The sequence below is a fragment of the Microterricola pindariensis genome (assembly GCF_002936985.1).
GTDB lineage: Bacteria > Actinomycetota > Actinomycetes > Actinomycetales > Microbacteriaceae > Microterricola > Microterricola pindariensis.
This window is the reverse complement of the sequence record NZ_MPZN01000001.1, coordinates 23,283-40,622: the sequence shown is the minus strand read 5'-3', so window position 1 is coordinate 40,622 and position 17,340 is coordinate 23,283. Positions and strand designations below refer to the sequence as shown.

Sequence of the window (17,340 nt, the reverse complement as noted above, 5' to 3'; positions counted from 1 at the left end):
CCTGAATGGAGAATGTGATGTCGTTCCTGACTGCCGTGTCCGCACAAACCGTGCACGCCGTTGACCTGCCGATCCCCCCGATCATGTACGGCGTGATCGCGCTCGTGGTCTTCGCCGCCTTCGGCTTCGTCACCTGGAGCTTCCGCGACGTCGCCAACCGCCACAAGGCCAAGGGTGACGCATACGCGGCCGCCCACGGTGGAGCGCACGGCACCTCCAGCCACTGAGCGTTGTAGAACTGAGCGTGACGACTGTCTCGAAGAGCCGCCCCCGCATTGGCGTGATGGGCGGCACTTTCGACCCCATCCACCACGGCCACCTCGTGGCCGCCAGCGAGGTGGCGCAGTCGTTCGACCTGGACGAGGTCGTGTTCGTGCCGACCGGCCTCCCGTGGCAGAAGGCGGCCGTCAGCCCGGGGGAGCACCGCTACCTCATGACGGTCATCGCGACGGCATCCAATCCGCGCTTCACCGTGAGCCGGGTCGACATCGACCGCATCGGGCCCACCTACACGATCGACACGCTCCGTGACATCCACGCTGAACGCCCGGATGCCGAGCTGTTCTTCATCACCGGCGCCGACGCCATCGCGCAGATCCTCACCTGGAAGGACGTCTCCGAGCTCTGGGAGCTCGCCCACTTCGTAGCTGTGAGTCGCCCCGGGCATGACCTGAGCATTTCAGGATTGCCGGAGCGCGACGTAAGCTTGTTGGAGGTTCCGGCTCTGGCGATCTCGTCGACCGACTGTCGAGCCCGCGTGGAGCGAGGCGATCCCGTCTGGTATTTGGTACCGGACGGCGTCGTTCAGTACATCTCCAAACATCACCTGTATCGGAGTGTGGCATGAGTGCGTTGCCCGATGGCCAACCGCTGACGCGTCGTCAAGCGCGCGCCAGCGAACGAGCGCGCCTGCCCGAATCCGACGGTCAGGACGGCTCGAGCGAGGCGAAGGCCGCGGAGGCCGCAGAGCGCGCCGCGGAGCCAGCCGAGCAGGCCGCAGCAGCCGAACAGGCCGCTCGTGCCGCCGCGGAGGCGGAAGCCGTGGCCGACGAGGCCGCCTGGGCCCCGCCCGCGCCCGTCGACGCCGCTGCGGCTGCAGCCGAGGCTACAGCCGAGGCCGAGGAAGCCGCGGAGCACGAGAGCGAGCTGCTCGAGGGCATCCCGGAGCGCACGCTGACCCGCCGCGAGCTGCGCGCCCTGCTCGCCGCCCAGGCGGCGGCCCGCGCCGCGGCCGAGGAGGCCGCCGGCACATCCGGCGCTGCGCCGGCATCCGACATCGACGAGGACGCGCCAACGCCCGCCCCCGTCGCCCCCCAGCCCCCGGTCGGCCACTGGTCGCTCGACATCGACGTCGAAGACGACGCGGACGATCACGGCTTCGACCAGGTGCTCTCCCGCGGAGTCGGCGCCGGCGGAGTGCCGACCACCACGAACGCGCTGATCCTCCCGCTGATCCCGCAACAGGGCGGAGACGTGCAGGCGCCGCTCGCGGGCGGCGAGATGCTCGTCACCGGATCCATCGACCTGCCCAGCCTCGGCGACACCGGAGCCCATCCGCACCGGATCGACTCGCCAGAGGTCGACCGCCTGCTCGACCAGGTCGACGACGCGTCGCCCGCGACGAGCGCCCAGCCCGTCCGCGCCAGCAAGGCCGTCAGCACGCACACCTCCACCCGCGACACCCTCACCCCGCCCAAGCAGGGCGGCCTCAACATGCCGACCGTTCTCGCCATCACGGCGGCGGTGCTCGCCCTCGGCGTCATCGGGCTCTTCATCGGCGGGTACATCTTCAAGATCTTCTAGTGCCGCGCCCACCGGACGGCACCCATGCTTCTCAGATACAGGACACACTCCAGATGACTGCAACTTCCCACGCCATTGACCTGCTCCAGGTCGCTGCCCGCGCCGCCGACTCCAAGGGCGGAACCGACCTCGTCGCGCTCGACGTCACGCAGCCGCTGCCGCTGACGGACATCTTCTTCCTCGTCACCGGCAACTCCGAGCGCAACGTCGTCGCGATCGCCGGCGAGATCGAAGACGAGCTGATCCGCGCCGGCGCCAAGCCGCTGCGCCGCGAGGGCCGGGCAGAGGGCCGCTGGGCGCTGCTGGACTTCGGCGACCTGGTCGTGCACGTCTTCCACGAGGAGGAGCGCGGCTACTACCAGCTGGAGCGTCTCTGGAAGGACTGCCCCGTCGTGGCGATCGAGCTCCCGGAGCGCGACACGCGCGAGTGATGGGCTCGTTTTGGTTCTCGCGATAATCGCGTAGTAATCTAATCAAGTTGCTTCCGAGGAATCGGGAACAACGAGAGGGTCTGTGGCGCAGCTGGTAGCGCACCTGCATGGCATGCAGGGGGTCGGGAGTTCGAGTCTCCCCAGATCCACCATCACTCCCCGGGAACCAGCGGTTCCCGGGGAGTTTCTCGTTCCCGGCCGCATTCGCGGGCCTCCCGATCACGTAGTAGGCTGGTCGGGTTGCCTCGGAGAGGTCGGGAACAACACGAGGGTCTGTGGCGCAGCTGGTAGCGCACCTGCATGGCATGCAGGGGGTCGGGAGTTCGAGTCTCCCCAGATCCACCATCACTCCCCGGGAACCTTCGGTTCCCGGGGAGTTTCTCGTTCCCGACTGGCCACCGCTCTAGCCCCGTTCGCGGCTGATCTGCTAGACAGTGCATGCGCACTGTCTAGCCAACCAGCCGGGGACGGGAGGGACCATGCCAGGCCTCCTCTCCCAACGCCCGCTCGTCGGGCTCAGCCGCGGCAACTGGGTGCGCGAGGTCACGGCAGGGGTCACGCTGCTGGCGATCGCCATCCCGCTCAACATCGGCTACGCCCAGATCGCCGGGCTGCCGCCGACGGCCGGGTTGTACGCGCTCGTCGTGCCGACCATCATCTACGCGCTGGCGGTGTCCTCCCGGCAGCTGGTGGTCTCACCGGATGCCGCGGCCGCCGCGCTCGTCGCCTCGTCGCTCGGCGGCCTGGCGGCGGCGGGCAGCGCCGACTACAGCACCCTCGCCCTCGCGCAGGCCATCCTCTGCGGCGTGCTGTTCCTCGCGATGGCGTACTTCAAGCTCGGATTCCTCGCGAACTTCCTCTCCAAGCCGATCCTCGTCGGCTTCGTCGGGGGCCTCGCCCTCGACATCCTGGTCAGCCAGATCGCGAAGATGCTCGGCGTGAAGATCGACTCCGGCGGCGAGTTCACCGAGAAGGTCGTCGACCTCGTGAGCGGGCTCGGGACGACGAACCTCTGGTCGCTGGCGATCGCGGCCGTCGCCGTCCTCATCCTGAGCATCGGCAAACGGCTGGCCAGGGCCGTGCCGTGGGCCCTCATCGTGCTCATCCTCGCGACGGTGCTCGTCGTCGCCGCCAACCTCGTCGACACCGGCGTCGACGTCCTCGGCGAGGTGCCGGCCGGCCCGCCCGCGCTCACCTGGCCGGTCATCTCCTGGTCCAGCTGGCTGCTGCTCGTGCCCTCCGCGCTCGCCCTCACCCTCGTCACCACGGCCGAGGGGCTGCTCGTCTCCCGCTCCTACGCCGAGCGCAACGGCTACCGGACCAGCCCCAACCGCGACCTCTTCGCCTTCGGCCTCGGCAACATCGCCGCCGGCGCGAGCGGGAGCTTCGCGATGGGCTCCTCCACCTCCCGCACGGCGGCGATGGACCAGGTTGGCTCGCGCACCCAGCTGCCGTCCCTCATCCTCGCCGCCGGCACCCTGCTGCTCCTGCTCTTCGGCACCGCGTTGCTGGCCGACATCCCCTCGCCGGCCATCGGGGCGATCGTCGGGGTCGCGATCCTGCCGTTGCTCGGCATCCGCGAGTTCGCCGCCATCTGGCGGGCTGACCGTTTCGAGTTCGCGATCGCCGCGGTCTGCTTCCTGGTCACGCTGCTCGTCGGGTCGATCCCGGGGATCGTCGTCGCCTTCGTGCTGGCCCTCATCAACCTCGCCAAACGCGCCGCCAACCCGGCGATCGACGTGCTCGAACGGGGGGACACGCCGGGGGAGTCGCTCCTGGCCGAGGCGCCGGAGGGCAGCGTCACCGCACCCGGCATCATCGTCATCCGCCTGGCCGCGCCCCTGTTCTTCGCGAACGGCGCGGTGTTCAGCCAGGCCGTGCAGCGGGCCGTGCGCGCCGCCCCCGACGTGCGGCACCTCGTCGTCGACATGGAGGCCGTGACCGACATCGACGTCACCGGCGCGGAGTCCTTCGCCGCGCTGAAGGGTTGGCTCGACGCGCAGCACGTCGAGCTCGGCTTCAGCCGGGTGCGCTCCGATGCCCGGGCGCGGCTGGTCGAGCTCGGGATCCTCGGCGAGGAGCGCGTGTTCCCGACGAACCGCGCGGCGCTCGAGGCCCTGGCGCCAGACGGGACCCGGTGAGCCACCATGGCGGATGACGTCGCCCGCCCCCTGGCGCCCGGCACGCGCACGCTGCTCACGCTCGGGGCCGCGGTGGTCGTGCTGGCGGGTGTGTCCGTCGCCCGCGACATCCTCTCACCGCTCGCCATCGCGGTCGTGCTCGTCATCATCGTGCACCCGATCCGGCACCCGCTGGAGCGCCGCGGCTGGCCCACCTGGCTGGCGACCACGGCGGTGATCGTCGTCGCCTACCTGATCCTCGCCGTGATGAGCGCGCTCATCGTACTCGCCGCCGTGCAGCTCAGCGCGATCCTGTCCGAACAGGACGAGGCCATCAGCGCCCTCGCCGCCCAGCTCAGCGAGCTCGCCGCGCGGCTCGGGCTCGACGAGCAGGCGGTGGCTTCTGCGGCATCCGTGTTCGACCCTGCCACCCTGCTGGCCCTCGCCGGGACGATCGTCAGCACCGTGTTCGACTGGGCGACGGCCTTCTTCTTCGTGCTCGGCTACGTGCTCTTCATGGCCGCGGACGGTTCCCGCTACGCCCGGGCCGGGCAGGTGTTCGGCCGGGAGCGCGCCGACAGCATCGGACGGGTGACCCGGTTCAACGCCGGCACCCGCCGCTTCTTCGTCGTCGGCGCCATCTTCGGCCTGATCGTCGCCGTGCTCGACGGGCTGCTGCTCTGGTGGCTCGGGCTGCCGGGCCCGCTGGTCTGGGCGATCCTCGCCTTCGTGACGAACTTCGTGCCCAACATCGGCTTCGTGCTCGGGCTCATCCCGCCGGCGATCTTGGCGCTCGTCGTCGGCGGCCCCGGCCTGTTCCTCGTCGTCGTCATCGCCTACATCGTCATCAACGTCACGCTGCAGGTGCTCGTGCAGCCGCGGTTCGTGGCCGACACCGTCAGCCTCAGCTACTCGCTGACCTTCTTCTCCGTCGTGTTCTGGACGTTCGTCATCGGCCCCGTCGGCGCCATCCTCGCCGTGCCTCTGACGCTGCTCGTGCGGGCATTGCTGCTGGAGGGCGACGAGCGCTCGACCTGGCTGCGCTGGCTCTCCGGCGATCCCGAGGCAGCCTGAGCCCTCGCCGACGGCTCGGCGTGGCTGTGCGCGGCACTCGCGGCCACCCCATACGGTGGAATGGTCCCGACCGTTGCAGTGTCGGGCCGAGGAGGAGCAGCACAGTGACACAATCCACGGACGGGACAGCGGCGCGCCCGCGCGCTCTGCGAAACACCCTCCTCGTTCTGGGCTCCGCCGTCGGCGTGCTCGTGCTCGCGGCCGCCGCGATGCTGGTGTCCTTCCTCCTGCTGGGGCGGCAGAGCAGCGCAGACCAGATCGCGCGGTTCGAGGCCCACCAGGCGGATGTCGCGGCACTGGCGCAGTCGGAGCGGGACGCCTGGGTCGACACGGCGGGCGACCCCACCGTGACCGACGCACTGCCGTTCAACCAGCTGCAGACCATCGCGACCCACAACAGCTATGTGCAGGAGCCCACCTGGCTGCAGCTGCAGGTCATCGACCTCTTCGACCCGGGCCAGGCCGTCGCCCTGCAGTACGGCCATGCGCCGCTCTGGGACCAGCTCGAGGCCGGCATCCGCAGCTTCGAGATCGATGTGCGGTGGAACGGTGAGAGCTTCGAGGCGAGCCACGTGCCGCTGGTGGCGAACCGCTCCACAATGCCCGACTTCGCGCTCGGGCTGCGCGAGATCGCGCTGTGGTCGGAGGCGCACCCGGCTCACCTGCCGATCAGCATCATGATCGAGCCGAAGGCCGACTACCTGTTCCTCGATCCGGCGTTGAAGCTCTTCGACACGGCCGCCTGTGCGGCGCTCGACGCCACCGTCACCGACGCGCTCGGCGATCGGCTGTTCACCCCCGGAGACCTGCAGGGGGACGGGCCCAGCCTGCGCGCGGCGGTCGCGGCGAGCGGCTGGCCGAGCGTCGCGGAGATGCGCGGATCCGTGCTCTTCTTCTACGCCGAGAACAAGCGCGCACGCGAGCTGTGCTTCGACAGCGACGCCAACAACCCGGAGCGAGCCATCTTCGCCTCCTCGCACAGCGCGGCCGATGACGCTGTGTTCGCGGTGCGAGACGACCCCTGGGATCCCGCCGTTGCCGCCGACCTCACGGACGGGATCCTGGTCAGGCTGAGGGCGGACGCCGATCTCAAGCCGAGCGAGGAGGGCCGCAACCTCGCCTTCGCGACGGGGGCCCACATCGTCTCCACCGACTTCCCGCCCGGCGCGCCGGAGGAGGGAACGGGCTACTCCGCCGTGTTCCCCGGCGGGTATCTCGCCCGCGCGGCGGGCGGTCACTGACGGGTGCAAAGTCGTAGTAGTGTATTCACGTTGCTTCCGAGAGATCGGGAACGGCGTGAGGGTCTGTGGCGCAGCTGGTAGCGCACCTGCATGGCATGCAGGGGGTCGGGAGTTCGAGTCTCCCCAGATCCACCATCACCCCCGGGAACCTTCGGTTCCCGGGGGTTTTCTCGTCCCCGCGGGGCCTGGACAGCAAACGCCCAGGAAGCTCCCACCTAGGCTGGGGGAGACCAAAAGGGGGACGCTGCGCATGGCGACACGCTTCATCAGGACATCGATCGTCGGCGGGGCGCTGGTGGCGCTTCTCGCACTCACCGGCTGCACGGCAGAGGCCCAGCCCGAGAGCCCGAACGCGGCGCCGGCATCCGTCAATGACACCGACCTGCACTTCCTCGCCATGATGACGCCGCATCACGAGCAGGCCGTGCAGATGAGCGACATCGTTCTCGCGGCCGGGGGAGTCAGCGAGCAGACCCGCGACATCGCCGAGCGCATCCGCAGTGGGCAGCAGGAGGAGATCGACATCATGCTCGGCTGGGTGGGCGAGTGGCAGCAGGAGCCGCTGCTCGCGCAGCACTCCAGCCACATCGCCAACGGCATGGTCACCCCCGAGGCGATGTCCGCCCTCGCCGCGCTGGACGGGCCGGAGGTCGAGCAGACCTTCCTCGAGGAGATGGTCTTCCACCACGAGGGCGCCATCGCGATGACGCAGGACCAGATCGACAACGGCGGCTACGCCGAGCTGCGGGCGCTCGCCCAACAGATGATCGACGTGCAGAGCGCCGAGGTCGTGGAGATGAACGCGCTGCTCGCCCGCTGAGTCATGCTCAACCGAGCAGTGACGCCTCCGCGGACCCGCCCGGCTTCGGATCGGGCAGTCGTCGCATCCGAAAGCCGTTGAGCAGCCCGAGCACCCCGGCGAGCAGCGGAATCAGGAGTGCGAGCTGCAGCGCGAGGGGGCGCGCTTCCGTGTTGATGCGGACGATCTCCGCCTGGATCTCCTCCGGCTGACCGACGAGGAGCTCCTCCAGCGCGGTGTTGGACATGATCTCGGCGTCCTCCTCGAGCACCTGCGCGACCTGGGCCTTCTCGTCGGCGGGGAGCACCGTGCTGCCCATCGCCATGCTGGTGAAGATGAGCGAGAGCGCCGCGAGCATGATTGCGCCGGCGAAGGCGAGGCCGAACGACAATCCGAACGAGCCGGCCGCCGAGTTCACGCCGGCCGCCTCACTCACGCGCTCATCCGAGATGGGCGACAGTGTGTAGTTGTTCAGCTGCGAGACCAACAGCCCGAGCCCGGAGCCCGCGACCAGAAGTGGGCCGAGCAGCCACCAGCCCGAGTCGGCGCGGGGGACAAGGGGGAGGAGCGCGACGATGCCGATGCTCAGCAGGGCGAAGCCCCACAGGATCCGGTTCGCCGGGCGGCGTGCGCCCACCCGCCGACCGACGAGCAGCGCGACGGCGAACATGCTGAGCGAGAGGGGCGCGATGGAGAGGCCGGCCTGCAGGGCGTTGTAGCCGAGAACCATCTGCAGGTAGATGGGCAACACGATCATGGTCCCGCCGAGTGCGATCTGCTGCAGCATCTGCCCGGTCACGCCCAGCCGGAACAGTTTGGAGGCGAACAGCCCGGGGTCGATCAGGGTGGCCTTGCCCTGCCGCTTGCGTCGGACGAGCCAGAATCCGAGCCCGCCCAGCCCGACGACCCCGACGGCGAGGAGAGCGGCGACGGGGCCGCCGCCCTCCTGCCAGACGAGGATGCCGATCACGATGCCGCCCATGCCGAGCACGGAGAGGACTGCGCCGACCGCATCGACCTTGCGGGATCCGGTGAACGGCACATCACGCACGAGCTTGATCCCGCTGAGGACGACGGCGATGATCAACGCCTCCAGCGCGAACGCGACCCGCCAGGAGAGGAACGTGGTGATGAAACCGCCGATCAGCGGCCCCACGGCCGCCGCGATGGCGGCGGAACCGCCGACCGTCGCGTAGACCCGGGCCTGGGCGGCGCCCTCGAAGTTGCCGTGGATGAGGGACTGCATCGCGGGGAGGAGGAGCGAGGCCCCCAGACCGCCGACGAGCGCCCAGAAGACGATGATGGGCAGCAGGGACTGCGTCAACGTCATCGCGATGGCGCCCGCCGCGTAGCAGAGCAGGCCAATCACGTAGGCGCGCTTGCGCCCGATCAAATCCCCGACCTTGCTGCCGATCAGGATGAACGCGGCCGAGACGAGCGCTTCGAGGGCGATGGCCGACTGGATGCCGCTCACCGTCGAATCGATGTCGCGGACGACCGCGGAGATCGAGACGTTCATGATCGAGGTGTCGACGACGAGCACGAACATGGCCATGGCCAGCAGCAGGGCGAGCCGGCCGTTGAACGGAACTGCCGCGGCGTCGGATGAGCTCATGGGCGTGCACCTCTCCTGACCGGGCTCAGTTCGCGATGCGACGGAATCTGAGCTGCCCTCATCAATGGGCAGAGTCTGGCAGCCGTCCGGCCCGCTGGCAATGGCCGGGCGGGCGATGGCGGTGTGTCGGAGGTGCGCTGTAGGGTGAAAACCGCCCAACCAGCAGCACCCCAACCACCAGCACATCGAGGTTCGTCCGTGGCATTGCTCTCTCTCGCGCTGCAACACGCGAAACCCTACAAGGCGTGGATTCTCGCCGTCGTCGTCCTGCAACTGACCTCGACGATGGCGGCCCTCTACCTGCCGAGCCTCAACGCCCAGATCATCGACACCGGCATCGCGACCGGTGACACCGACTTCATCTGGTCGACCGGCATGACCATGCTCCTGGTCTGCCTCGTGCAGGTCGTCACCGCGATCGGCGGCATCTACTTCGGGGCGCGCACCGCGATGGCGATCGGCCGTGACCTCCGCCGCGACGTGTACCGCAAGGTCGACTCCCTCGGCGCGCTCGAACTGGCCCGTTTCGGCAGCGGAACGCTGATCACCCGCGGCACGAACGACGTGCAGCAGGTGCAGATGCTCGTGCTGATGACCCTCAACTTCATGGTGGCGACGCCGATCATGTGCATCGGCGGCATCGTCATGGCGCTGCGCGAGGACGTCGCCCTGTCCTGGCTGCTCTGGGTGTCCGTCCCCGTGCTCTTCGTCATCGTCGGCACGCTCGTCTACCTGCTGATGCCGCTGTTCCGGCAGATGCAGGACCGCATCGACGGCATCAACAGCGTGTTGCGCGAGCAGATCATCGGCATCCGCGTGGTGCGTGCCTTCGTGCGGGAGCCGTTCGAGTCCGAGCGCTACCGCGTCGCCAACGAGCAGCTCACCCGGGTCTCCGTCAAGGTGGGCAACCTGTTCGTGCTGATGTTCCCGATCATCATGATGATCCTGCACCTGGCCACCGCCGCCGTGCTCTGGTTCGGCGGGCAGCGGGTCGACACCGGGCAGATGCAGGTGGGCTCGCTGACCGCGTTCCTGCAGTACCTGCTGCAGATCCTCATGGCCGTCATGATGGGCGTCTTCATGATGATGATGATTCCGCGTGCCGTCGTCTGTGCCGAGCGCATCCGTGAGGTGCTGGGCACAGAGTCCAGCCAGAAGCAACCGAGCGGTCCGGAGCTGCCCACGCCGCGCGCCGGCGCCGTCGAGTTCCGCAACGTGAGCTTCGGCTACCCGGGGGCCGAGCGCCCCGTGCTGGACGACGTCAGCTTCACCGCCGCCCCCGGGACGACCACCGCCATCGTCGGATCGACCGGCGCCGGCAAGACCTCGCTGATCAACCTCATCCCGCGGCTGTACGACCCGCAGCGGGGTGAAGTGCTCATCGATGGGGTCCCGGTCGACGACTTGACCCGGGCGCAGCTCTCCAGCGTCGTCGGCCTGGTCTCCCAGAAGCCCTACCTGTTCTCGGGCTCCATCGGCTCCAACCTGCGCTTCGGCCGGGTCGATGCCACCGACGAGGAGTTGTGGGAGGCGCTGCGGGTGGCGCAGGGCGATGACTTCGTCCGCGCCAAGGAGCTGGGACTGGAGTCGGCCGTCTCCCAGGGCGGCACCAACGTCTCCGGCGGCCAGCGGCAGCGGCTCTGCATCGCCAGGGCGCTGGTTGCCCAGCCCCGCGTGTACCTCTTCGACGACTCCTTCTCCGCCCTCGACGTCGCGACCGACGCGCGCCTGCGCGCCGGGCTCGCCGACGCCACCGGCGACGCCACGGTGATCATCGTCGCCCAGCGGGTGTCGACGATCACCGATGCCGACCAGATCCTGGTCGTGGACGACGGCCGCATCGTCGGCCGCGGCACCCATGAACAACTGTTGGAGAGCAGCGAGACCTATCGCGAGATCGTGCTCTCTCAGCTCAGCGTCGAGGAGGTGGCCTGATGGCCGAGGAAGAACTCCCCACAGACGAGCTCGAGGCCGAGTACGCGCCCACTGAGGCCGACGGTGACATGTTCGGCGGCGCCCCGGCGAAGAAGGCCCAGCACTTCTGGCCCTCCGCCAAGCGCCTGCTGGGGCTGTTGCGGCCCGAGCGCCTCAAGATGAGCTTCGTCGTGCTGCTCGTGATCATCTCGGTGGTCTTCACGGTCATCGCGCCGAAGGTGCTCGGCGAGGCGATGGACGTCATCTTCAACGGCGTCCTCGGCAAGCAGCTGCCGGCCGGCGTCCCGTTGGAGCAGGTCATCACCGATCTCCGCGCGGAGGGCAACACCCAGTTTGCCGACATGCTGGCCGGCACCTCCGTTGTGCCCGGCGAGGGCATCGACTTCGTCCGCCTGTCCCAGCTGATCTTCATCGTGCTCGGGCTCTACCTCGTCGCCTCCTTCCTGATGTGGGCGCAGGGCTTCATCCTGAACGGCCTCGTCATGCGCATCGTCTACACGCTGCGCCAGGACATCGAGGACAAGCTGAACAAGCTGCCGCTTCGCTACTTCGACACCCGGCAGCGCGGCGACCTCATGTCGCGCGTCACCAACGATGTTGACAACGTGCAGGCGGCGCTGCAGCAGGCCTTCTCGCAACTCGTGCAGTCGCTGCTCACCGTCATCGGCATCGCCGCGATGATGTTCATCGTCTCCTGGCAGCTCGCTCTCATCGCCCTGATCGCACTGCCGCTCTCCGCCGTCATCGCCGGTGTCATCGGCGTGCGCTCCCAGAAGCTGTTCGCCGCACAGTGGAAGAACACGGGCTCGCTCAACGGCCACATCGAGGAGACCTTCTCCGGCCAGGAGATCGTGCGCGCCTTCGGCCGCGACAAGGAGATGCTCGAGGAGTTCGACACCCGCAACGACAAGCTGTTCGCGGCGTCCTTCGGCGCCCAGTTCGTCTCCGGCATGATCATGCCGGCGATGACCTTCGTCTCCTACCTGTCGTACGTGATGATCGCCGTCGTGGGCGGGCTGCGCGTGGCATCCGGACAGATGACGCTCGGCGACGCGACGGCGTTCATCCAGTACTCGCGCGAGTTCACGCAGCCGATCAGCGAGATGGCCAGCCTGGCGAACATGCTGCAGTCCGGCGTCGCCTCTGCCGAGCGCACCTTCGAACTGCTCGACGCCGAGGAGCAGGAGCCGGACGAGGTGAGCGCCACCCTGCCGGAGCCGACCGACGGCCACGTCGAGTTCCAGGGCGTCTCCTTCAGCTACAGTCCGGAGGTGCCGCTGATCGAGAACCTCTCCTTCTCGGCCGAGCCCGGCCACACCGTGGCCATCGTCGGCCCCACCGGGGCGGGCAAGACCACCCTGGTGAACCTGGTGATGCGCTTCTACGAGCTCACCTCCGGTCGCATCCTGCTCGACGGCGTCGACGTGCACACCCTGAGCCGCGACGAGCTGCGCGCCCAGATCGGCATGGTGCTGCAGGACGCCTGGCTGTTCGGCGGCACCATCCGCGAGAACATCCGCTACGGCCGGCTCGACGCGAGCGACGAGGAGGTCGTCGCGGCAGCCCAGGCCACCATGGTCGACCGTTTCGTGCGCCAGCTGCCGCAGGGCTACGACACGGTGCTGGATGCCGACGGCGGCAGCGTCTCGGCCGGCGAGCGGCAGCTCATCACCATCGCCCGGGCGTTCATCGCGAACCCGTCGCTGCTGATCCTGGACGAGGCGACGTCCTCTGTCGACACGCGCACCGAGCTGCTCGTGCAGCAGGCCATGGCGGCGCTCCGCACCGACCGGACCTCCTTCGTGATCGCCCACCGGCTCTCCACGATCCGCGACGCCGACACCATCCTCGTGATGGAGGCCGGCCGCATCGTCGAGCAGGGCAACCACGAGGAGCTGCTCGCGCGGCGCGGCGCGTACTTCGAGCTGTACCGTGCCCAGTTCCAGGGCGGCGCGGTGCAAAGCGACGACGCGCTCGAGGTGAGCTAGGCCGGCTGGGCGAGGATGGCGTCGACGGCCGCGTCGCCGCGGATCTCCCGCATCCGCTCGACCGCGCGGTCGACGGCGGCGATGGTGAGCGAGGCGCAGACGATGCTGTTGGCGCCGAGCGACTCCAGGCCGCCCGCACGGATGCGGATCACCTCCCAGCCGACCTCGGCCAGGGCGTCGTCCTTCTCGCGGTCGGACGCCTGCTTGAGACCGCGGTGTGCGCGCCGGCTGCGGCCGGGGTCGTCGTATTCGACGGCGATGCGGAGCGCGGGGATCACGATGTCGGGCCACGCCTCCTGCCGGCCGTAGAACATCCGGGCCAGGCGGATGGTGTTGACGCCCTGCGGCAGCCGGATGCGCTCGGCCAGCAGCATCCGCAGGCGCTGCTCCGTCATCGAGGTGCGGGTGCGCAGGCCCGCGTTCATCGACGGGACTCCCGCCTCCCGGGTGGCGGACGCCCCGCTGGCGTTGCGGATGCACTTGGCGCAGCTCGGCCCGCTCAACACGGCGAGCACCGTGGCCCGGTAGCGGTCGTGCCCGCGCGGGCAGACCCAGCTGTACTCGGCGCCGACACGGGTCTCGTTCGCCAGCAGCGCCCGCTCGGGCGGGGCGACCTTGCGCAGCAGCTCGGCCCGGGAGCGGTTGGTCTCCGCGATCAGCATGCAGAGCGGGCACCCCCGCTGCAGGGTGAGCACGCGCGCCGTGCCCGCCTCGGCATCCGGGCTCGCACCGTGCCCGCAGCGGAAGCTCACTGCAACCATTCCCACCATCCTCTCGACTGCAAGCAGGGTAACCCGCTGCTCTGACACCGGCGTGTGCGCTTGACCCCAAACGGGGGTCAACGCACAATGGGCACGTAGAGGAGCGACGTCTCCCGTGAAAGGCAAACAATGAGCGACCCGAACGATCTTCCGCACGACTTCGACGAGCCGGTTGCGGAGCCCGAGTCGGAGTCGAGCGAGGCGCCCGCGGCAGAGGCCGCTGTCGCCGCCTCGCGCCAGCGCATGAGCGCCGACCAGAACATCCGCCTGATGATCGTCGTGATCGTCGGGGTCGTCGCGCTGTTCTTCGCCTTCAGCCTGCTCGCGCTGTTCAGCCCGACGAGCGCCACCGTCGCTGCGCTGGCCGTGATCGCCACACCGATCGCCTCGATCGTGGCCGCGTACTACGGCATCACGTTGAGCATCCAGCAGGTGCGTGCGGCCCAGGCCGAGCGCGCTCTCGCGCTGGACCGCCTCGCCGCCGCCGAGCAGTCCGCCCGGGAGTCCGACGTCTGGGCCGCCCAGCTCGAGTCGGCGCTGCGCGTCGCCAAGGTCAAGCTCGACGCCGCCCGGGTGCCGAGCACCGATGTGGACCGCGCCGCCGGGGTCGACGCCGACTTCTTCTAGTGGGTGGCGTCCCGCCGAAACGGCCGCCCTCCGCGCACACCCTCACCTCGCGGCCCGCGAAATGTCTCGCGGCCCACGGTACGTCGGGGGCCGCGAGACACAACGGGGGCCGCGACGGGCCGCACGTCGCGGCGCCCGTCAACCGGCGCGGGCAGGGCGGGGCGCCGGCTGCTCCCGCATCGCGCGGCGCACCCGGGCGAGGGCGCGGTCGCGGGGGAGGTGGCGCAGCCGCCGCGGCATCCGCCGGTAGGCGACCCGCACGAGCGCGAGAGTGCGGTCGAAGCGGGCCTGCTCCCTGGCTCCCCACGGCAGCTCGTGCAGCTCGCGCACACTGGCCGGCAGCAGGCCGATGCTGAGCAGGCGGATCAGCGGCATCGCCCCGCGCAGCGGCACGGGCAGCGTGCGGGGGTTGAGCAGCGAGGTGACAACCGCGGCGCTCTCCGGCGTCGCCCGCAACCCGGCGAGCGCCTCGTGCCAGTATCGCTCGAACTCCGCGCGGTCAGCCGGCCAGTGCTCGACGGGCATCTGCAGCCGCGCCCCGAGGGCGGCATAGTCGCGGTACACGGCCTCGGCCGATTCGGCGTCGAGCCGACCGAGCAGCCGGTCGTGCACCTGCATGGCTGCGTGATACAGCGTTGCGGCGACCCAGAGCTGCAGCTGCGGGTCGAACGCGTTGTAGCCGGGCGTCGAGGCGCGATCGTGCACCGGTGCATGCGCGCGGTTCACGCCGCGGACCACGAAGGCGACCATCTGCTCGTCGCCGAACGCCACGGTGTACACGTAGTCCAGGGTGCCGAACAGTCGGTCCAGTGGGCGCCCCGTGAAGTCGCTGTGCCGCGCAACGCCGCGCCCGACGGCCGGGTGCGCGAGCTGCAACAGGATGGCCGCGCCGCCGCCGGCCAGCAGCGCCGCCTCGCCCGCGACATCGGCCAGGCGCAGCGGGAGGGGCGCATTCGAGGTGCGGGGTGGGCTGGCGGGATTCGTCACATCCAGCACGCTACCCCTTTCGGCTGAACGCCCAGCGGGCCCGGCTACACTCGCTCCAATGGCCAGAGCACCCCGGAACCGTGTCGCGCTCGCGACCCTCATGATCATCATCCCGCTGCTGCTCGGCGGCACCGCCTGTGCCGGCCTCGAGGTCGGCGGCGCCCAGCCGGCGCAGACGCCCGGCAGCACCCCGCCGCCGACGGCCCCGCCCACCACCCGGCCCGATGCCGCGGAGCTCGCCCTCTCCGCCCTGTCGCTCGAGCAGAAGATCTCCTCCCTGCTCATGCTGCACACGCCGGGAACCGACGGCGCCGCCCTCCGCGCCTTCGTCGACCGCTACCGCCTGGGCGGGCTCATCCTGATGGGCGACAACATGCCCGGCGGCACGGACGCCACCGACCTGGCCGCCCTCGGCGCTCTCACCGCCGCCGTGCGTGGCACCGAGGCCTTCCCGCCGCTCATCGGCATCGACCAGGAGGGCGGCGACGTGGTCCGCATCGGCCCGGACCCCGCCGCCGGGGCCGACGTGCTGCGCGGCCTGCCGCCGGCGGCGACCGCCGACGCCTTCCACGCCCGCTCGGAGCTGCTCGCCGGCGCCGGCATCGACGTGAACTTCGGTGTTGTCGCCGACATCAGCGCCGACCCCGGCTCCTTCATCTACACGCGCTCCCTCGGGGCGGATGCCGCGGCGAGCAGCGCCCGGGTCGCCTCCGCCGTCGCCGGCGAGGGCAGCCGCGTGCTCAGCACGCTCAAGCACTTCCCGGGTCACGGGGCAGCCCCCGGCGACTCCCACCACGCCGTGCCGAGCAGCCCGATGGGCCTCGCCGAGTGGCGCGCCACCGAGGCGCCCCCCTTCCAGGCCGGCATCGACGCCGGGGCCGAGCTCGTCATGTTCGGGCACCTGGCCTACGACGCGGTCGACCCGGCGCCGGCCAGCCTCTCGCCGGAGTGGCACCGGCTGCTCCGCGAGGAGCTCAGCTTCGAGGGCCTGACCATCACCGATGACATGCGCATGCTGCTCGACTCCGGCGACCCGCGCTACGCCGACCCGATCGCGAACACCGTCGCGGCGTTCGCCGCCGGCAACGACATCGTGCTGCTCACCCTGCCGGCCGACCCGGCCACTGTCGGGGTGGACGTGGACGCCATGATCGCCGGGGTCGCCGCCGCGGTCCGTTCCGGGCAGCTGGACGCCGCCCAGATCGACGCCTCCGCGCTGGCCGTTCTGCGCCTCAAAGAAATTCCGAGAACTTTGGAATAAGGATCCTGTCGCATACGTTTGCATAGATCATGGCCAACGATCCGGCCACAGACTCTCTAGAAAGTAGCTCCATGACTGCAACGCTCGAAACCACCATCCCCGGCTACCGCGCAGGTACCTGGACCATCGACCCCACGCACAGCGAGGTCGGGTTCAGCATCCGTCACCTCATGATCAGCAAGGTCAAGGGCAAGTTCGAGCGCTTCACCGCCACCTTCGTCACCGCCGAGAACCCGCTCGAGTCCAGCGTCACGGCATCCGCCGAGGTCGCCTCCGTCAACACCAACGAGCCGAACCGCGACGGTCACCTGCGCACCGGCGACTTCTTCGAGGCCGAGACCTACCCGACCATCGACTTCGTCTCCACCGGCGTCCGCGTCGTCAAGGGCGAGTTCCTCGTCGACGGCAACCTCACCATGAAGGGCGTCACCAAGCCGGTCACCTTCGAGTTCGAGTTCGGCGGCTTCGGCGGTGACCCCTACGGCAACTACAAGGGCGGCGCCACCGCGAAGACCACCGTCAACCGCGAGGACTTCGGCCTCACCTACAATGCGGCCCTCGAGACCGGCGGCATGCTGCTCGGCGACACCGTCACGATCTCGCTCGAGCTGCAGGCTGCGCTCCAGCAGTAATCGCGTCTCCGCTCCGACGAAGCGCCCCGGCATCCGCCGGGGCGCTTCGTCGTTGTGCCCGGCGCT

16 protein-coding genes and 3 tRNA genes are annotated in these 17,340 nt (G+C 69.7%); 16 read left to right on the top strand and 3 right to left on the bottom strand.

Annotated elements, in window-relative coordinates; genetic code table 11:
- The first annotated feature begins 17 nt into the window (after window positions 1-17).
- From GY24_RS00225 to GY24_RS00170, 11 genes are all read left to right on the top strand, one after another.
- A complete protein-coding gene (locus GY24_RS00225; protein ID WP_104473819.1) occupies window positions 18-227 on the top strand; it encodes a hypothetical protein in 210 nt (69 codons plus the stop codon).
- A 17-nt stretch (window positions 228-244) separates the two neighbouring features.
- Complete coding sequence (gene nadD / locus GY24_RS00220) at window positions 245-847, top strand: nicotinate-nucleotide adenylyltransferase (protein ID WP_104473818.1); 603 nt, start codon at window positions 245-247, stop codon at window positions 845-847.
- Window positions 844-1,803 carry a hypothetical protein gene (locus GY24_RS17555; protein WP_161498649.1) on the top strand — a complete coding sequence of 320 codons (960 nt, stop codon included), beginning with the start codon at window positions 844-846 and terminating at the stop codon, window positions 1,801-1,803. The genes nadD and GY24_RS17555 overlap by 4 nt, the downstream gene beginning before the upstream one ends.
- A 53-nt stretch (window positions 1,804-1,856) precedes the next feature.
- Window positions 1,857-2,234, top strand: a complete 378-nt coding sequence (gene rsfS, locus GY24_RS00205) for a ribosome silencing factor (protein WP_083363901.1) — start codon at window positions 1,857-1,859, stop codon at window positions 2,232-2,234.
- Between the two features lie 76 nt (window positions 2,235-2,310).
- Window positions 2,311-2,386, top strand: a tRNA-Ala gene (locus GY24_RS00200).
- 117 nt (window positions 2,387-2,503) lie between these two features.
- Window positions 2,504-2,579 (top strand) — tRNA-Ala (locus GY24_RS00195).
- Between the two features lie 134 nt (window positions 2,580-2,713).
- On the top strand, window positions 2,714-4,375 hold the full coding sequence (locus tag GY24_RS00190; RefSeq protein WP_104473816.1) for a SulP family inorganic anion transporter: 1,662 nt from the start codon (window positions 2,714-2,716) through the stop codon (window positions 4,373-4,375).
- Between the two features lie 6 nt (window positions 4,376-4,381).
- Window positions 4,382-5,428 (top strand): AI-2E family transporter, encoded by a 1,047-nt coding sequence (locus GY24_RS00185; RefSeq protein ID WP_104473815.1) that lies wholly within the window; start codon window positions 4,382-4,384, stop codon window positions 5,426-5,428.
- A gap of 104 nt (window positions 5,429-5,532) precedes the next feature.
- Entirely contained in the window at window positions 5,533-6,669 is a 1,137-nt protein-coding gene (locus GY24_RS00180; protein ID WP_104473814.1) for a Ca2+-dependent phosphoinositide-specific phospholipase C, read from the top strand.
- A gap of 59 nt (window positions 6,670-6,728) precedes the next feature.
- Window positions 6,729-6,804: transfer RNA gene (locus GY24_RS00175), tRNA-Ala, on the top strand.
- A 115-nt stretch (window positions 6,805-6,919) separates the two neighbouring features.
- Window positions 6,920-7,489 carry a DUF305 domain-containing protein gene (locus GY24_RS00170; RefSeq protein ID WP_104473813.1) on the top strand — a complete coding sequence of 190 codons (570 nt, stop codon included), beginning with the start codon at window positions 6,920-6,922 and terminating at the stop codon, window positions 7,487-7,489.
- A gap of 7 nt (window positions 7,490-7,496) precedes the next feature.
- Here GY24_RS00170 and GY24_RS00165 read toward each other — a convergent pair whose 3' ends face one another.
- Window positions 7,497-9,083 (bottom strand): MFS transporter, encoded by a 1,587-nt coding sequence (locus GY24_RS00165; protein ID WP_104473812.1) that lies wholly within the window; start codon window positions 9,081-9,083, stop codon window positions 7,497-7,499.
- 198 nt (window positions 9,084-9,281) lie between these two features.
- Between GY24_RS00165 and GY24_RS00160 the strand changes: the two genes are divergently transcribed.
- Window positions 9,282-11,018: an ABC transporter ATP-binding protein gene (locus tag GY24_RS00160; RefSeq protein WP_104473811.1), complete on the top strand. Its 1,737-nt coding sequence runs from the start codon at window positions 9,282-9,284 to the stop codon at window positions 11,016-11,018.
- Window positions 11,018-13,006: an ABC transporter ATP-binding protein gene (locus GY24_RS00155; protein ID WP_104473810.1), complete on the top strand. Its 1,989-nt coding sequence runs from the start codon at window positions 11,018-11,020 to the stop codon at window positions 13,004-13,006. The genes GY24_RS00160 and GY24_RS00155 overlap by 1 nt, the downstream gene beginning before the upstream one ends.
- On the opposite strand, the gene GY24_RS00150 is transcribed toward GY24_RS00155, so the two are convergent.
- Window positions 13,003-13,767: a hypothetical protein gene (locus tag GY24_RS00150; RefSeq protein WP_104473809.1), complete on the bottom strand. Its 765-nt coding sequence runs from the start codon at window positions 13,765-13,767 to the stop codon at window positions 13,003-13,005. The genes GY24_RS00155 and GY24_RS00150 overlap by 4 nt on opposite strands.
- A gap of 129 nt (window positions 13,768-13,896) precedes the next feature.
- Here GY24_RS00150 and GY24_RS00145 point away from each other — a divergent pair, with 129 nt between their 5' ends.
- Complete coding sequence (locus tag GY24_RS00145; protein WP_083363910.1) at window positions 13,897-14,394, top strand: hypothetical protein; 498 nt, start codon at window positions 13,897-13,899, stop codon at window positions 14,392-14,394.
- A 138-nt stretch (window positions 14,395-14,532) separates the two neighbouring features.
- Here GY24_RS00145 and GY24_RS00140 read toward each other — a convergent pair whose 3' ends face one another.
- A complete protein-coding gene (locus tag GY24_RS00140) occupies window positions 14,533-15,381 on the bottom strand; it encodes an oxygenase MpaB family protein (protein WP_233279115.1) in 849 nt (282 codons plus the stop codon).
- 58 nt (window positions 15,382-15,439) lie between these two features.
- On the opposite strand from GY24_RS00140, the gene GY24_RS00135 reads away from it, so the two are divergent.
- Window positions 15,440-16,642, top strand: a complete 1,203-nt coding sequence (locus GY24_RS00135) for a glycoside hydrolase family 3 N-terminal domain-containing protein (protein WP_161498648.1) — start codon at window positions 15,440-15,442, stop codon at window positions 16,640-16,642.
- A 71-nt stretch (window positions 16,643-16,713) separates the two neighbouring features.
- Complete coding sequence (locus GY24_RS00130) at window positions 16,714-17,274, top strand: YceI family protein (RefSeq protein ID WP_083363912.1); 561 nt, start codon at window positions 16,714-16,716, stop codon at window positions 17,272-17,274.
- Window positions 17,275-17,340 lie beyond the last annotated feature (66 nt).

Bases quoted from the DNA above. Each gene is read 5' to 3' on its own strand.
- GY24_RS00225 (WP_104473819.1), top strand. From the start codon at position 18: ATGTCGTTCCTGACTGCCGTGTCCGCACAAACCGTGCACGCCGTTGAC.
- GY24_RS17555 (WP_161498649.1), top strand. From the start codon at position 844: ATGAGTGCGTTGCCCGATGGCCAACCGCTGACGCGTCGTCAAGCGCGC.
- rsfS (WP_083363901.1), top strand. From the start codon at position 1,857: ATGACTGCAACTTCCCACGCCATTGACCTGCTCCAGGTCGCTGCCCGC.
- GY24_RS00190 (WP_104473816.1), top strand. From the start codon at position 2,714: ATGCCAGGCCTCCTCTCCCAACGCCCGCTCGTCGGGCTCAGCCGCGGC.
- GY24_RS00185 (WP_104473815.1), top strand. From the start codon at position 4,382: ATGGCGGATGACGTCGCCCGCCCCCTGGCGCCCGGCACGCGCACGCTG.
- GY24_RS00170 (WP_104473813.1), top strand. From the start codon at position 6,920: ATGGCGACACGCTTCATCAGGACATCGATCGTCGGCGGGGCGCTGGTG.
- GY24_RS00165 (WP_104473812.1), bottom strand. From the start codon at position 9,083: ATGAGCTCATCCGACGCCGCGGCAGTTCCGTTCAACGGCCGGCTCGCC.
- GY24_RS00155 (WP_104473810.1), top strand. From the start codon at position 11,018: ATGGCCGAGGAAGAACTCCCCACAGACGAGCTCGAGGCCGAGTACGCG.
- GY24_RS00150 (WP_104473809.1), bottom strand. From the start codon at position 13,767: ATGGTTGCAGTGAGCTTCCGCTGCGGGCACGGTGCGAGCCCGGATGCC.
- GY24_RS00145 (WP_083363910.1), top strand. From the start codon at position 13,897: ATGAGCGACCCGAACGATCTTCCGCACGACTTCGACGAGCCGGTTGCG.
- GY24_RS00135 (WP_161498648.1), top strand. From the start codon at position 15,440: ATGGCCAGAGCACCCCGGAACCGTGTCGCGCTCGCGACCCTCATGATC.
- GY24_RS00130 (WP_083363912.1), top strand. From the start codon at position 16,714: ATGACTGCAACGCTCGAAACCACCATCCCCGGCTACCGCGCAGGTACC.